Origin of the sequence: Clostridioides sp. ES-S-0123-01, from assembly GCF_020658415.1 — a bacterium.
In the GTDB taxonomy this organism is placed as follows: Bacteria; Bacillota; Clostridia; order Peptostreptococcales; family Peptostreptococcaceae; genus Clostridioides.
In genome coordinates, this window is sequence record NZ_JACVWD010000005.1 from 241,146 (window position 1) to 257,320 (window position 16,175).

Sequence of the window (16,175 nt, forward strand, 5' to 3'; positions counted from 1 at the left end):
TTTCAATTCTCCTTTTTATCCTCTTTAAAATTATTTTTATCATTGTTTATAAATATATTTTGATACTGTTTAGGTGTAAGACCAATAAAGTTTTTAAAGAAATTTGTAAAGTGACTTTGGTCCACAAAGCCTGTTTGTATAGCAGCATCTATAGGTTCTATTCCATTTTCTAAAAGTTTCTTAGCTTTATTTACTCTTATATTTTCAAGGTATCTATAGGGTGTAATACCTTTTAATTTTGTAAAATTACGAAGTAATGAGTACTTATTCATTTTTGCTAGATAACTTAATTCATCAAGTGCTATGCGTTCAGCATAATTATTTTCTAAATAATCACAGACTATTTGAATTTCTGTATTTATTTTTTCTGAGTTAGATTGTAAAACTGGCTCTGTATATTCATTGATTATTTGTTCAATTAGGAAAAAGAATATTTCTTCTTTTTTAAAATCTAATTGTTCTTCCATAATTATATGATGTAGTTCTTGTAGCAAAGGTACTAATTCACTACGAAATATTACCTGCTGATTGAATTGAGGTAAATAATTTTTCCCTGTAATTTCTAATACAGCTTTTTGCATTATTTCTGGTTTAATATTAATACATCTATAATCAAGAACTTCATTATCTATTTGTTCACAAGTATGACTATCAAAAGGATTAAAAAGTAATAAATCTCCTGTGCTTGTGGTATACTTTTTGTTTTTGCATGATAAATATCTTTGACCTTTTTCTATAAAACCAATCACATAGTGTTCATGAAAATGGTTTGGAAAATTTTGCATAATACCTTTGAATCTATATGCTTCAATTTCTAATTCACTATCAAAACATACTGTGCGTTCTTCTTGTTTCACCTGGACAACCTCCTTTCATAATGTATAAAGTGTAACATATATTTTTTTGTAGTTCTTGTATGATATTGACTAAAAATTAAGAACAACTAAAAAAATGACAACTTAATTTTTTTAGTTGTCAAATTAAATAATATTTATATGCAATTTATTTTGCTAACCAATTAAAACTTCTGCCTTTTTCTTTACAAATAGTTAATGATTAAGTATTTTTTCAGTTACAATAACTTCGTCTAACATGTTCTCATAAGAAGCAAGTTCTTTTATAAATTTTAATAAAAGGTTTGTATCTGATTCAACTGTGTATCTAAATTTTAGTTCATTATTTTCTACAGTACTATTCATTTTGTTGTTACCTTCATTTGTAATACACCAATAAGATAACAACAATGTCAGTTTATGTCAATATAATATTGTACTACCAATAAGTGTAATTATTATATTTTTACAGCTAATATGATATAATAATAAAAGTTATAAAGTAAAAAATGAATTTTAATTTTATGCTTATACACACAATTATTATAATATAAAATAATTTTGATTATAAGTTATTTAATTGTTATAATAGTATTAAAAATTTAATTTAGGAGATGTACATTAATGTTAAGTATGAATATAGGAGAAATCGTAGCAAGTTTGGTTGGTATAGCCATGGCAATATCAATACATGAGTTTGGTCATGCATACTCGGCACATTTATTAGGTGATGACACAGCTAAGGCTTATGGAAGAATGACATTAAATCCTGTAAGACATGTCGACCCAATTGGTCTTTTGGCTATGTTTATTCTTAGAATAGGATGGGCAAAACCAGTCCCAGTAAATCCTAATAATTTTAAAAATTACAAGATAGGCAATTTGATAGTTTCACTTGCAGGTGTTTTCTGTAATGTTCTGACCGCTATAGTCTGTGTCATTATAAATAAATATGTGCACATGTATGCGATAAATACAATAGCTGAATATGTATTCTTATATAGTATGGGATTTGCAGCTTTTAATTTACTGCCTATACCTCCACTTGATGGATGGGGAGTTATATCTACACTTGTTCCATATAAATGGAATGAATATGTATATAAATTTGAAAATATGAGTTATATAATTTTGTTGATTGCTTTATTTACAGGGATATATCAAATAATATTAACACCAATATATACAGTATTACTAAGAATAGTATATTTATTTGTTTAATAAAATAAATAACTTAAAGAGGGATTAATATGAAGTATAATATACAATTACAAGTTTATGAGGGACCATTAGATTTGCTGTATGACTTGATAACTAAACACAAGATAGATATAAAAGATATATCAATTATAGATATAACTAAGCAATATCTTAATTATCTAAAAATGTTAGACAAAATGGATTTAGAGATAACTAGCGAATTTATAACTATGGCATCTAAGCTTTTAGAGATAAAATCTAAATACTTACTTTACAAACAAAAGGATGAAGAAGAAGACCCAAGAATAGAACTTATGGAGAAATTAGAAGAATACAGAAAATTTAAAATAGCATCACAAGATATAAAGGAAAATATAACTTATATTAATGAAAGATTTTATAGAACTAAAGAAGAAATAGTTATTGATGATAATGTAGATTTAGAAGATATATCAATAGAGGCAATAAAAAATATACTTCCATATATATTTAAGGTTAAAACATCACAAAGTGAAAATACTAATGATGAAAAATTGGATAAAATAGTGAGAAAAAAGATAATATCTGTGGAAGAAAAAATAGTGTATATAAGAAATGTCATAAAAGAGAAAATAGAAGTTACTTTTACAAATATCATAAAATCATATGAAAATGATGAAATAATTGCTACTTTTTTATCTATATTGGAGCTTATAAAAGAAAAAGAGATAGTGGTGGTACAAGATATATTTTTTGATGATATTTTAATTAGAAAAAGTTCGGAGTGTTAAAATGAAAAGAGAAGATATAAAGTGTATTATAGAATCTATTATGTTTGCATATGGTGACCCAATAAGTATAAAAGAATTAAATTATATAATAAATAAAGAACTTTCATCAAAAGAGATAGAGATTATGTTAAATTTACTTATTGATGAATATAGAGAAAAAAATAGAGGTATTCAAATAATCAAATTGGAAAACAAATATCAAATGTGTACAAATGAAGATTATGCAGAATATATAAAAAAAATTATTGAACCAAAGAAAAAGAAAAGTTTGAGTCAAGCTACACTAGAGACTCTTACTATAATTGCATATAAACAACCAATAACGAAGGTAGAGATAGAAGATATAAGGGGAGTAAAATGTGATAAGGTGCTACAAACTCTATTTGAAAATCAACTTATAAGAGAGGCTGGTAGACTTAATAAAATAGGAAAACCTATAATTTATAAGACAACAGATGAATTTTTAAAGTTGCTAAATATAGAAAGTCTTGAAGAGTTGCCTGCTATAGAAACTTATCAAGAAGCATTAACAAATGAATAAAATGTTATACAAAGAGAATATTAATTTTACAATAGAAATGTTAATTTTAAAATAAAAATATGGAGAACACAGTAATTTAGTTTATAGTTTTAAATTTTTTAGAAGGTTTAAAATACTCTAAGTTATTGTGTTTTTTTGTGTGAATATAAAAAAGTGGTTTTGGTAAAATAAATATGGTTAATTAAGTATAAATAGTAATTTTTTGATGATAATATAGACATGGAGATTAATGAATTACTTAATTTTAAATACTTAATAATAGCAATAATTTTTATAATAAGTATAATTGTATTGTTTTTAATGTCTCATATAAATATCTTATTAATAGCAGATATAAACAATAAAGATGTTTGCTTAAAACTTAATATAAAATACATGTTTGATTTAATAAATATAAATAGACAACTATATCCAGCTGAAAATAGTAACAATAATGATAAAAAAGAGGGGATGAAGAATAATATAGACTCTAGTATATTATTAGCTGATGACCTTTTAAGTATTTATAGACTATTAAAAAAGATAAAAATACATGAATTTTATTCAAACATTGATTTTGGAACTAAAAATGTAAGTTTGACATCTTCTGTGTATGTATTAATAAATACTCTATATGGAAATTTATTTAATATAATTGATGCAGAAAAAATATATCTAAATGTAAATCCAAATTTTACAAAAGATTACTTTTTGGGAAATGTAAGGATACATATAAGGTCAAGAATAAAAGATTTATTTCATTTTATAATAATGGTTAATAAGGTTATGAATAAAAATAAAGGAAATTATAAGGGAGGTGATAGTAATGAGAGCAACAGGTTCGATACAAAGTCTTATGGAAACAACTCTTGAAACTATTAAAGGTTCTATAGATGCAAATACTATTATAGGAGACCCTATAAAAACTGATACTACAGTAGTTGTTCCTATATCAAAAGTAACAATTGGATTTGGTATAGGTGGAGGAGAATATTCAAAAGGATATGATGAGAAAGATAAAAATATTGAAATAAAAAGTGAAAAAGCAGATACAAATTTTGCAGGAGGTAGTGCAGGAGCTATATCTGTACAACCAGTAGCATTTGTAGTAGTTGAAAGTGGAGAAACTAGAATAATGAGTTTAGATAGTAATATTAATCTAGTAGATAATATCTTGTCTATAACTCCTAGAGTATTAGAAAAAATTCAGAATATATCTCAAAATAATAAAAATACAGACAAGAATAATATGTAGTATAAGATTAGAATACTTTTGAAAATAAAATATATCCTTAAGGAAAATAGTGAGATTGATATAAGTCTCACTATTTTATAATGTAATTTAAATGTTTTTTACTTTATACCTAATAATATTTTAGTTTAAAACAATTTAAATGGATAATAAAGTTTATCTATAGTATAATTATAAAAAGAAAAGAAGTATTATATTAGAGATATATAAACATATTGGGGGGATAAGAGGGAGTCCCAATTATTAATTTTGAGGTGAATTTTATGAGTGATAAAGAGTTATCTATTTTGTTGTTGGAAAGTATGAATAACTTTCATAATTTAATAAAGATTATTAATAATGAAAGATATAAAAAAGGTAAAGTACTTACAGAAAGGCAATTTTTTGCTTTAGTAAGTATAAGAAAGCATAATAAAATGGAACTTAAAAATTTAAGTAGAGACTTACATGTATCTACTTCTAGTTTGTGTATATTGCTTAATAAGCTAGTTGAGCAAGACTATGTATATAGAGAAGAAGATAGTAGAGATAGACGAAATACTTTTTATGGAATAACTGAAAGTGGAGAAAAAATACTAGATGATGAAATATTAAAATTTATATCTATAATAAGTGATAAAATGAACTGTTTAGATGTAAAAAACAAAGATAAATTATTTGATTCTTTGGAAGACTCTAGAAATATAATTGAGCAATTATTTTAAAAAGGAGAATTTGATATGCAGATAAAATGTTCTAAAGAAATATTAAAAAGCTTGGATGATGCTATAACTGTAGTTACTGTGTTTGAAGATGAGAATGTTTCTACAATGTTTGATAAATTAAATATTGTAAGTAAAAACTTCAGTGCTAAAGAAAATAACATAGAGATTGTGACATTGCTCGAAAATGAAAATCTAATAGATATTTGTCTAGTTGGTCTTGGTAAGAAAGAATCTTTAGATAAGGAAAAACTTAGAATCATAGGGGGCAATTTATGTAAAAAAATAAAAAGTATATTGAGAAATAAAGTATGTAAAAATAATGATATTAACATAATAAATATTAATTTAGATATAGAAGAGATAGGTGCTTTTTCAGAAGGAATATTGCTTGGAAACTATAAATTTGATAAATATAAGACAAAAAGTAAAGAATTTGAAGAAAGAGAAATAGAGAATATAATTATATTCACTGAAAAAGAAGCAGATTGTCAAATAGAAAAAGCTAGAATACTATCTAATTCAACTATAATAGCTAGAAATCTAGTTAACGAACCATCAAATATAATATACCCAAAGACATTGGCAATAGAGGCAGTTAGACTTGGGGCAGAGTATGGATTTAATGTTGAGATTTATGAAGAAGAAAAAATAAAAGCATTGGGTATGGAAGCTTTTTTTGCTGTATCAAGAGGTTCAGTTAATAAACCAAGATTTATAGTAATGAGATATTTTGGAGATGAAGAGAATTCAGATATACTAGGTCTAGTGGGCAAAGGATTGACTTATGATACTGGTGGATATTCTTTAAAATCAAATGCATCTATGCTAGATATGAAAACAGACATGGCTGGAGCTGCAAGTGTAATAGGAGCTATGTGTGCCATATCTCAGAGTAAATTAAAGAAAAATGTTATAGCAGTAGTAGCTGCATGTGAAAATGCTTTATCGGGAGGTTCATATAAGCCAGGAGATATAATTAACTCTATGGCAAGAAAAACTATCGAAGTTTTAAATACAGATGCAGAAGGTAGACTTACATTAGCCGATGCAATATATTACATTATTAATAATGAAAAAGTAACAAAAGTTGTTGATGTAGCAACATTGACTGGTGCAGCTTTAACATTATTAGGTAATGTTGCAACTCCTGTAGTAACAAATAATGATGATTTTTATTGTGAATTGGAAAAAGCATCTACTTTATCTGGAGAAAGAGTTTGGAAGATGCCTCTTTATGATGAGTTTAAAAATATGGTAAAGGGAGAAGAAGCAGACCTTAAAAATACTGGAGGTAAAAATGCTGGATGCATAACAGCAGGAGCCTTTATTGGAGAATTTGTTGGCAGTACTCCATGGATACATATGGATATAGCAGGTACAAGTACATCATCAAAATCAAAGGGATATAAATCAAAAGGAGCGACAGGAGAGCCTGTTAGGACATTGTATTATTTAGCAGAGGTATAAAATTATATATTACAAAAACTATAGTTTAATGTGTAAAGCCACTTGGATATTTTTAAAACTTAAAAAATATCTAAGTGGCTTTATTTATAAATTTAAACAAATTATTTACTCTTTTTCTTTTTTTCAAGGATAAAGGTATCTATATTGGATAAAAGAGGAAGTATGTACACAATGCTAGTAGCAAAAATAAATATGAAAATGGTAGTTGTATTGTAACTTAAAAAGCTATAGTAATATTGTGAATCAGTAAATGTATTTAGTAAAAATATAAATGAAAAATAAATAAGACAAATTCCAAAATTATCTCTAAATGCATGTCTGTTAACTTTAAATTTTCTTACATCAACCATATAAATATTTGCATATATTATCAAACATTTAGAGAAGATAAATAGAAAATATATAAAGCTAGGAAATTCGTATCCTAAGTTTTTAGAAAAAATAAGTTCTCCAACAGAACAAACTAAACTCCAAGAAAAAAATATGTTAAAAAAATGATACTGTTTAAAAACTAATATAGCTATACATATGTAGATACAAATATGGCTAATTCCAATTGGTAAGGAATTCAAGGTGCTATAATTCCCTGAAGAAATAATTAAAATTTGTTCTAAAGCAACGACTATTACCATTAAGGTACAAAGTATTTTTTCAACTGTGTAACTATAGGGTAAAATATTTTTTGTTAGCTTTGGACAATGATATAGAAATAATCCGAATATAAAAAGACTTACAAACTGTTCACTAGAAAAAAGAAAAATTTTAAACATAGAGCATTCTCTCCTATAATAAATTAATATGTACCTATATAAATATATTCATCCTCTGTCAATTTAATATATAAAAAATTTAATAAAGTTAAGATTTTATATAGAAAATTTAAAGAGATAAAAGTTTTTAAATTTCGTAGTCATAGTGGCCATATTAGAATCGTGTCAAAAAATAAAAATATTTTTATTTATTAAAGTTTTTGGGAATAATAATAACAAATATTAGAACTAATTAACAGTTTTTGTAAGTATTTGACAATAGAGAGGGTGTAACAAATGGGAATAATAGAATCAGCATCAAAGTTAGCTGAGATAGTTCATTTATTAGCAATTGAAAAAGGGATAACAGATATAGAAGCATGGGATGAAGCGATAGAAGAATATAGTAAAATTTATGAAAATAAGAGAGAACAATATAGAAGTTAAAAATAAAATTTTGCTGACAAAAAACTCATTATACTGGATAAAATTTAATTGTTTATGAAAATATCAAATAATATATACAAATAAAATAAAAAATGGTATCTCAATTACAATTTAAAAAATCATTTTGAGATACCATTTAATAGCAAATTTACATAGAAATTAAACATTTCAGACTTTAAATTTATTTTAATAAATATTTAGAGATAGAATGTTTACTTATCTATGTTTTTTATGTAGCCTCTTTTTTCTAGTTTTTTTATATGTTCTTTGCGTATTTCATCAAGATTAATACCATATTGTTCTTCTAGTTTAAACATCATAGTTACACATGTTTGAGCCACGTCCATCAATTCTTTAGCAGTTTTCTTTATAATATCAACTTCATCTAAGTCATTATTTTCTCCACTTAGATTTCTGAATTTGCCTATACATTCAGCTAGTTCGCCTTGCTCTTCACCCATTTTGATAAATGTAGATTCCAGTGTTGGGTCTAAATTATTAAGTTCTGGTAAAGATATAGTTTTTAGTTTCATAAAAAGCTCCTTTCAAATTATATATTTATACTAAAATACTATAACAAAAATAATAATAAAAAGAAACTTTAAATTCAACATAAAAACTCATATATATAATAAAAATATTGAAATAAATCTATATTTGTCTTAATACAGCTTCATATAGGACTTCTCCAATAGGTCTATTAATTACAAGAGATGCAGATTTATCATAAACTGTGTTTGCCTTATTAATAAGAGCAATATATTTACCTTTGTAATAATCTATAAAACTAGCTGCTGGATATACAGCCAATGATGTACCTCCTATAATCAGTAAATCAGCATTACTTATAGCAGAAATTGTCTTAGTAATAACATCACCATCAAGAGCTTCTTCATAAAGCACTACATTAGGTTTTACTATAGAGCCACAATCATCACAATGAGGAATATTACCTCCTAGATTTAGCATAGCTTCTAAATCAAAAAATTTACCACAGTTAGTACAGTAATTTCTATGTACAGAACCATGAAGTTCTAAAACATTCTTACTTCCAGCCATTTGATGAAGTCCATCAATATTTTGAGTTATAACAGCTTTAAGTTTCCCCATTTCTTCTAGCTTTGCCAAAGCTATATGGGCATTATTAGGTCTTGCATTAGGATATATCAGTTTATCTTTGTAGAATTCAAAGAACTCTTCTGGATATTTAACAAAAAAAGTATGTGAAACTAATTGCTCAGCAGTAAATTGTTTATTGAGTTTTTGACTAAAAAGTCCAGTAGAGCTTCTGAAATCTGGTATATTAGATTCAGTTGAAACACCTGCTCCACCAAAAAATACTATATTATTATGATTAGATATTAAGTCTTTTAGGTTATTTGCATCCATAGTTTACACCTCCAAAATTATTATATATAGATTGTACTACATATTATAAAGTTTATGTTACTTTATTAGATTCTGAGTATCTTCTTAATGTTTTACAAATCAATTTAAAGAGTAGGCATAAATAAAATTATATGAGCTAAAAGAGTTTATATTTTTCAATATATAAATAGATAAATTAAAATCAGAAATGAAAATAAAGAAAGTATAAATAAAATGTATACATAATATAAATAGACAATATTTACTAAAATCATAAGTTGTCGTATAATTATATTAAAATTGTTTTAGTGTTAAAAGAAGGGCGGGGGAAGTAAGTGAAGAAAAAAGCAGCTTTAGCAACATTAGCTGTATTGCCATTAACTATGGTAAATGCACATGCTGATGGAGAAATAGGTATAGTGACTATAAATTATTTAAATGTAAGAAATGAACCAACTGCCGAAAGTAGTATATCTTTTGTTGCTAAAAAAGATGATAAAGTTTTAATAAAAGACTCTTCTAATGGATGGTATAAAATAAAAGCTGAATCTGGACAAGAAGGTTGGGCTTCATCAAAATATATAGCAAAATCTAATGGTGACTTTTTAAGAACATCTACAAATAAAGAAAAACAGGTTACCTCAAATAGTTTAAATATGAGAAATGGAGCAGGAACAAGCTATAGAGTTATAACTGTATTAAAAAAGGGACAAAAAGTAGAAGTAATATCAGAAAGCAATGGCTGGTCAAAAATCAAATATGATGGAAGACTAGGTTATGTATCGAGTTCTTATCTAGGAGATGTATCAAGTTCAACTAATAAATCAAAAACTAAGCAGGTAAATACAACTTCACTAAATGTAAGAAGTGGCCCAAATACAAGCTATGGTGTATTAGGTAAGTTACAAAAAGGAAGTAAGGTAGAAGTAATATCAGAATCTAATGGATGGTCAAAAATAAAGTATAATGGAAAAGATGGATATGTATCTAGTATGTATTTATCAGATGCAGGTCAGAGTGATACAAATAATTCTAGCCAAGATACTGATAAAAAAAATACTAATAAATTTGTAAATACAGCCTCTTTAAATGTAAGAAGTGGTCCAGGCTCTACATATAGTAAATTAGGAAAGGTCTATAAGGGAAGCAAAGTAACTGTGATGTCAGAAAGTAGTGGATGGGCTAAAATTAATTTTAACAATAAAGAAGCATTTGTTGTGGGGAATTATCTAGCTGATTCGACAGATACATCAGATGATAATACAAATAATAATAACTCAAATAACAATTCCAATAATAATGGAAATAATGATTCTACAACGTCAGGACAAGTAAATGGTATGGCAAATATAAGTGGAGCTAAGATTGATTACAAATCTTTAAACTATACACTAGCTTCTCATGTAAGTAAACAAGTTGAGAAAGCAACAGCAGGAGGGAATGTAATAGCTCCAGGTAATAGAAAAAGTACCCCAAGTCCTGAATTTAGTACATTTTCAGCACAAAGAACAAGTTCATTTGTAAATGCTAGTTCAAGTGACATAGAATATTATTTAAATCCTAAAAACTTTACAAATACTACAAAAGGTATGATGCAATTCTTAAAAATTAATAGCTATAGAAGTGGTATATCAGAGTCAAGCTTAAATTCATACCTTAATGGATTATCTTCTAGTGTATTTAAGAATCAAGGAGCCGCATTTATAAACGCTGCTAAGAAGTATAATATAGATGTAGTATATCTAGTATCTCATGCTATGTGGGAAACTGCTTATGGTAAATCTACACTTGCACAAGGTCAGACATTGACTTCTTATAAAGGCCAAGCTCTTAGCAAACCAGTTAAAGTGTATAATTTTTTTGGAATAGGAGCAATAGATAAAAGTGCCAATGTTTCAGGAGCAGAGGCAGCATATTCTAATGGATGGACTAGTATTGAAGCTACGATAGATGGTTCTGCAAAATGGATATCTCAAAACTATGTAAATAGTTCTAAGTACAATCAAAATACTATTTACAAGATGAAGTGGAATTATGATTATACATGGCACCAATATGCAACTGATGTAAATTGGGCTAATGGAATTTCTGGAATTATGGAAAATTTAATTGGCCTTTATGGTGGTGGAAGTAGTTTAGTCTTTGAGGTACCACAATATAAGTAATACATAAGTAAAAAATATAGACTATGGGTAGTTTTTCATTTTGTTTAAATTATCTGTAGTCTTTTTGTATATAATTTACAAGATATAAATCTTAATATTAGCAAAATTTTTATGCTATAATATTAATTCTAAGTAAATATAAGTGAGTAATAGATAGAAATAGAGAAAAAGTGGTAATAATATATATAATGTTAGGAAAGGAGGATATAAATGGAAAGTGTTAAGGAATATTTAGATAAATTAGAAATTAATAACAGCGGTCTTGGAAAGCAACTTAAAGAAGTTTACATAAGTAGAGTAGTTTATTTTAAAGAAAATAAAATTGTTTATTTTTACCTGACATCTAAAGATATTGTTTCACATGAACTTTTAGATAAATTTAGAGAAGAATTGATGTATAAGCTTGATTATTTTAAAGATATAAAGATGAAAATAAGATTTACTGGGTTTGAAAGAAAATCTAACAAAGATGTTATAAAAAAATATTGGAATAATATCTTGTATATATTAAAGTACCTGTGTCCATCCATTGCAGGATGGTATAAGCAAGTTGAATTTCTTTGTTTAGATGAAGAATTAAAAATAAAACTCCCAAAGGGTATATTTTATGAGAGATTAATAAAAAAAAATGTAGTTCATGTACTTAAAACTGTTCTTAGTGAAGAATTGGGATTGGATTTAGATATAACTATTGAAAAAGCTGTTGATGAAAAGGTAAATGTAGAAAGACTTATAAGAATAAATGATAGAGAAATGGAAGAAAAAATTAGAGCATTGGAAATTGGACAAATTAATAAGTGTGAAGAAAATGAAGAAGAAGGCTATGTTATTAAATCAGAAGTTGACGAAAATTTAGTCTATGGAGATAATGCAAATGCTATGATTGAAAATATATCTGGCTTAAATGCCTCTTCTGGAACAGTTGCAGTTGTTGGAGATATATTTGATGTTGAGACTAAAGAACTTAAAAATGGAAAAATACTTATGATAGCATCAATTACAGATTATACTAGTTCAATAAGTTGTAAGCTATTTTTAACAGATACCAATAAAGATGGAGTACTTGAAAATGTTAAAAAAGGAGCTTATTTAAAACTTAAAGGTGACATAGTTTATGATACATATCAAAGAGAAATTAGTATGATGATTAGTGGAATTAGACAAGAAGCTAGACCAGAGAGAAAAGATACTTCAGAAGAAAAAAGGGTGGAGCTTCATGCACATACTCAGATGTCTTCTATGGATGCTATTTGTTCTGTTAAAAAACTTGTAGAACGTGCAGCAAAATGGGGACATCCAGCGGTTGCTATAACAGACCATGGTGTTGTACAGGGATTCCCAGATGCTATGAATGCTGGTAAGGCAAACAACATAAAAATACTTTATGGAGTAGAAGGGTATTTAGTTGAAGATGATTCTCTTATTATAGAAGATGCAAATGATAAAGAACTTTCTCAGACGTTTGTTGTATTTGATATAGAGACTACTGGATTTTCTAATACAAATGATAAAATAACTGAAATTGGTGCTGTAAAAATAGAAAATTTTAAAATTGTAGATAGATTTAGTGAATTAATAAATCCTGAAAAAGATATTTCGTATAAGATACAAGAATTAACAGGAATAACTAATGAATTGATTAAAGATAAGCCAACTATTGAAGAAGTTCTTCCAAGATTTATGGAGTTTGTTGGAGATAGTGTACTAGTTGCACATAATGCGGAGTTTGATACTGGATTTATATCACAAAAGTGTAGAGAACAGGGGATAATGTATAATCACAAAAAAGTAGATACACTTATGTTAGCCAGAGTAATGCTTCCCAAGTTAAAAAGACATAGATTAAATGTTGTTGCTAAAGAGCTTGGCATACCTCTTTTAAACCACCATAGAGCAGTTGATGATGCGGAAGCAACTGCACTTATATTTAATAAATTTTTACAGATGCTTACAGAAAAAGGTGCCAAAACTTTAAGTGATGTGAATAATATTCTTGGAAAAATCGATTATACAAAGCTTAGTACAAATCATATAACTTTGATAGCAAAAAATTCTATAGGTATAAAAAACTTATATAAAATAATTTCAGATGCACATGTAAATCATTTTTTTAGAGCCCCAAGAATCCTTAGAAGTATTTTAAATGAGTATAAGGAAGGTCTCATAATTGGTTCCGCTTGTGAAGCAGGGGTTGTTTTTCAAGCTGTAAAGAAAAATGTATCTGATGAAGAAATGAAAAAAATAATAGATTTATATGATTATATAGAAGTAATGCCTATAGATAACAATAGGTTTATGATTGATAAAGGAGAAGTAAAGGATGAAGAAGAGCTGAGAGAATTAAATAGAAAATTAATTGATACAGCTAAGAGGTTTAATAAAATTCCAGTAGCTACTGGAGATGTGCATTTTTTAGATAAACATGAGGCTGTTTTAAGAAAAGTTCTAAAGTATTCTCAAGGATTTAAGGTAGATGAAGAAGAGACTTATTTACATTTTAGGACAACAGATGAAATGTTGGAGGAGTTTAGTTATCTTGGAGAAGAATTAGCATATGAAGTTGTAGTTGAAAATAGTAATTTGATTGCTGATATGGTTGAAAATATAAAACCTATACCAGATGATACATATCCACCAATTATAGAAGGTTCAGATGTAGAATTAAGGGAAATGTGCTATGAAAAAGCTAAACGGATTTATGGAGAGCCAATACCAGAAATAGTTCAAAAAAGATTGGATAGAGAATTAAATTCAATAATAAGTAATGGATATGCAGTTATGTATATTATAGCTCAAAAACTAGTTGCAAAATCTCTTTCAGATGGGTATTTAGTTGGTTCAAGAGGTTCTGTTGGTTCATCATTTGCAGCTACTATGAGTGATATAACAGAAGTTAATCCTCTACCAGCTCACTATATTTGTGAAAATGAAGATTGTAAATATTCCTTTTTTTATGAAATAGGTGAATGGGGGTCAGGTGTTGACTTGCCAGATAAGGATTGTCCAAAATGTGGAAGAAAACTTGCTAAAAATGGTCATGACATTCCGTTTGAGGTTTTCTTAGGTTTTGAAGGAGATAAAGAACCAGATATAGACCTAAATTTCTCAGGAAATTATCAGCCAACAATCCACAAATACACCGAAGAATTATTTGGAGAGGGATATGTATATAGAGCAGGAACTATAGGTACAGTAGCAGAAAAAACAGCTTTTGGATATGCAAGAAAATATGTAGAAGAAAATAATATAAGTGTACCAAATGCGGAGGTACTTAGACTTTCAAATGGGTGTACTGGCGTAAAAAGAACCTCAGGACAGCATCCTGGTGGAGTTATGGTTATACCAGACTATAAAGATGTATATGATTTTACACCTATACAATATCCAGCAAATGATACTTCTTGTGGCGTTATAACTACTCACTTTGATTATCATTCAATAAGTGGTAGGATACTTAAACTTGATATACTTGGACACGACGGTCCTACTATCATAAGAATGCTTGAAGATATTACTGGAATAAATATAACTGAAATTCCTCTAGATGATGAAGAGACTATGTCTTTATTTACATCTACAGAAGCGTTAGGAGTTACACCAGAAGAGATAAATTGTCCTATAGGATGTCTTGCTGTACCTGAATTTGGAACTAAGTTTGTACGACAAATGCTCCTTGATACAAAACCTACTACGTTTGCAGAGCTCGTACGTATATCTGGTCTTTCTCATGGTACAGATGTTTGGGTAAATAACGCACAAGATTTAGTTAGAGAAGATATAGTGGGATTAAAAGATGTTATATCTACACGAGATGACATAATGAACTACTTAATATTTAAAGGCTTACCTCCTAAGATGAGTTTTACAATAATGGAGAGTGTAAGAAAAGGGAAAGGTTTAAAACCAGAACATATTGAAGAAATGAAGAAAAATAATGTTCCAGAATGGTATATAGGTTCGTGTAAAAAGATTAAATATATGTTCCCTAAAGCACATGCTGTTGCTTATGTTATGACCTCATTTAGAATTGCATATTGTAAAGTACATTACCCAGAAGCCTTTTATGCAACTTACTTTACTACAAAGGTGGAAGATTTTGATGCAGATTTAATTGTTAAAGGTTTGGATACTATAAAATCAAAAATAAATGAGATTGAAGCATTGGGAAATGATGCAACTACAAAGGAAAAAGGTATGTTGACCGTATTAGAAGTTGCACTTGAAATGTATGCAAGGGGGATAAGGCTGTTACCAGTTGATATATATAAATCGGATGCAAGTGACTTTATAGTTGTTGGAGAAAAAACATTACTTCCACCAATGGCAGCAATACAAGGTCTTGGAGGAAATGCAGCTTTAAATATTCAAAATGAAAGAAAAAATGGTGAGTTTATATCAAAAGAAGATTTAAGAAAGAGAGCAAAAGTATCAAAAACAGTAATAGAAACACTTACTAATCATGGCTCACTTGAAAATATGAGTGATGAAAACCAATTGTCACTGTTTTAGGTTAGTTCAAAAAGTTGCAAATAAAAGAATTTTATGATATCATAGTATAGAAAATAGTATACTTTGCAGAAACTAAGAGTGAGACAGCTGTTCTCACTCTTTTATTTTAAATATATTATTAAGAACTAGTTTAAATTTATTAAATACATTTAATTTAAAAATTATTTAATAAATTTAAAATAGTCATTTAC

Annotated in this window: 14 protein-coding genes; 10 read left to right on the forward strand and 4 right to left on the reverse strand. The window is 27.4% G+C overall.

The features are described from left to right. Positions 1-2: 2 nt before the first annotated feature. Positions 3-857, reverse strand: coding sequence for an AraC family transcriptional regulator (locus tag IC175_RS13530; protein ID WP_227831214.1), 855 nt, complete (start codon positions 855-857; stop codon positions 3-5). A gap of 192 nt (positions 858-1,049) precedes the next feature. Next, positions 1,050-1,199, reverse strand: coding sequence for a hypothetical protein (locus IC175_RS13535; protein WP_227831213.1), 150 nt, complete (start codon positions 1,197-1,199; stop codon positions 1,050-1,052). A gap of 258 nt (positions 1,200-1,457) precedes the next feature. On the opposite strand from IC175_RS13535, the gene IC175_RS13540 reads away from it, so the two are divergent. From IC175_RS13540 to IC175_RS13580, 8 genes are all read left to right on the forward strand, one after another. Then, entirely contained in the window at positions 1,458-2,054 is a 597-nt protein-coding gene (locus tag IC175_RS13540; protein ID WP_227434204.1) for a site-2 protease family protein, read from the forward strand. 29 nt (positions 2,055-2,083) lie between these two features. Continuing rightward, positions 2,084-2,803 carry a segregation/condensation protein A gene (locus IC175_RS13545; RefSeq protein ID WP_227851620.1) on the forward strand — a complete coding sequence of 240 codons (720 nt, stop codon included), beginning with the start codon at positions 2,084-2,086 and terminating at the stop codon, positions 2,801-2,803. 1 nt (position 2,804) lies between these two features. Beyond that, the gene (gene scpB, locus IC175_RS13550) at positions 2,805-3,344 is read left to right on the forward strand and encodes an SMC-Scp complex subunit ScpB (RefSeq protein ID WP_227434206.1); all 540 of its coding nucleotides are present in this window, start codon (positions 2,805-2,807) and stop codon (positions 3,342-3,344) included. Between the two features lie 219 nt (positions 3,345-3,563). After that, positions 3,564-4,196 carry a DUF2953 domain-containing protein gene (locus tag IC175_RS13555; protein WP_227434207.1) on the forward strand — a complete coding sequence of 211 codons (633 nt, stop codon included), beginning with the start codon at positions 3,564-3,566 and terminating at the stop codon, positions 4,194-4,196. Next, on the forward strand, positions 4,150-4,578 hold the full coding sequence (gene ytfJ / locus IC175_RS13560; RefSeq protein WP_227434208.1) for a GerW family sporulation protein: 429 nt from the start codon (positions 4,150-4,152) through the stop codon (positions 4,576-4,578). The genes IC175_RS13555 and ytfJ overlap by 47 nt, the downstream gene beginning before the upstream one ends. A 260-nt stretch (positions 4,579-4,838) precedes the next feature. Continuing rightward, a complete protein-coding gene (locus IC175_RS13565; RefSeq protein ID WP_227434209.1) occupies positions 4,839-5,279 on the forward strand; it encodes a MarR family winged helix-turn-helix transcriptional regulator in 441 nt (146 codons plus the stop codon). Between the two features lie 15 nt (positions 5,280-5,294). Continuing rightward, positions 5,295-6,746, forward strand: coding sequence for a leucyl aminopeptidase (locus tag IC175_RS13570; RefSeq protein ID WP_227434210.1), 1,452 nt, complete (start codon positions 5,295-5,297; stop codon positions 6,744-6,746). 1,046 nt (positions 6,747-7,792) lie between these two features. Beyond that, positions 7,793-7,942 carry a hypothetical protein gene (locus IC175_RS13580; RefSeq protein ID WP_227434212.1) on the forward strand — a complete coding sequence of 50 codons (150 nt, stop codon included), beginning with the start codon at positions 7,793-7,795 and terminating at the stop codon, positions 7,940-7,942. Positions 7,943-8,154: 212 nt separating this feature from the next. Here the strand turns inward: IC175_RS13580 and IC175_RS13585 are convergent, their stop codons facing one another. Together IC175_RS13585 and IC175_RS13590 are read right to left on the reverse strand one after the other, a co-directional pair. Continuing rightward, a complete protein-coding gene (locus IC175_RS13585; RefSeq protein WP_009905401.1) occupies positions 8,155-8,475 on the reverse strand; it encodes a MazG-like family protein in 321 nt (106 codons plus the stop codon). A 118-nt stretch (positions 8,476-8,593) separates the two neighbouring features. Further along, on the reverse strand, positions 8,594-9,331 hold the full coding sequence (locus IC175_RS13590; RefSeq protein ID WP_227851621.1) for an NAD-dependent protein deacylase: 738 nt from the start codon (positions 9,329-9,331) through the stop codon (positions 8,594-8,596). Positions 9,332-9,645: 314 nt separating this feature from the next. Here IC175_RS13590 and IC175_RS13595 point away from each other — a divergent pair, with 314 nt between their 5' ends. Together IC175_RS13595 and IC175_RS13600 are read left to right on the forward strand one after the other, a co-directional pair. Further along, entirely contained in the window at positions 9,646-11,475 is a 1,830-nt protein-coding gene (locus IC175_RS13595) for an SH3 domain-containing protein (protein WP_227482247.1), read from the forward strand. A gap of 210 nt (positions 11,476-11,685) precedes the next feature. After that, on the forward strand, positions 11,686-15,984 hold the full coding sequence (locus IC175_RS13600) for a PolC-type DNA polymerase III (protein ID WP_227834641.1): 4,299 nt from the start codon (positions 11,686-11,688) through the stop codon (positions 15,982-15,984). Positions 15,985-16,175 lie beyond the last annotated feature (191 nt).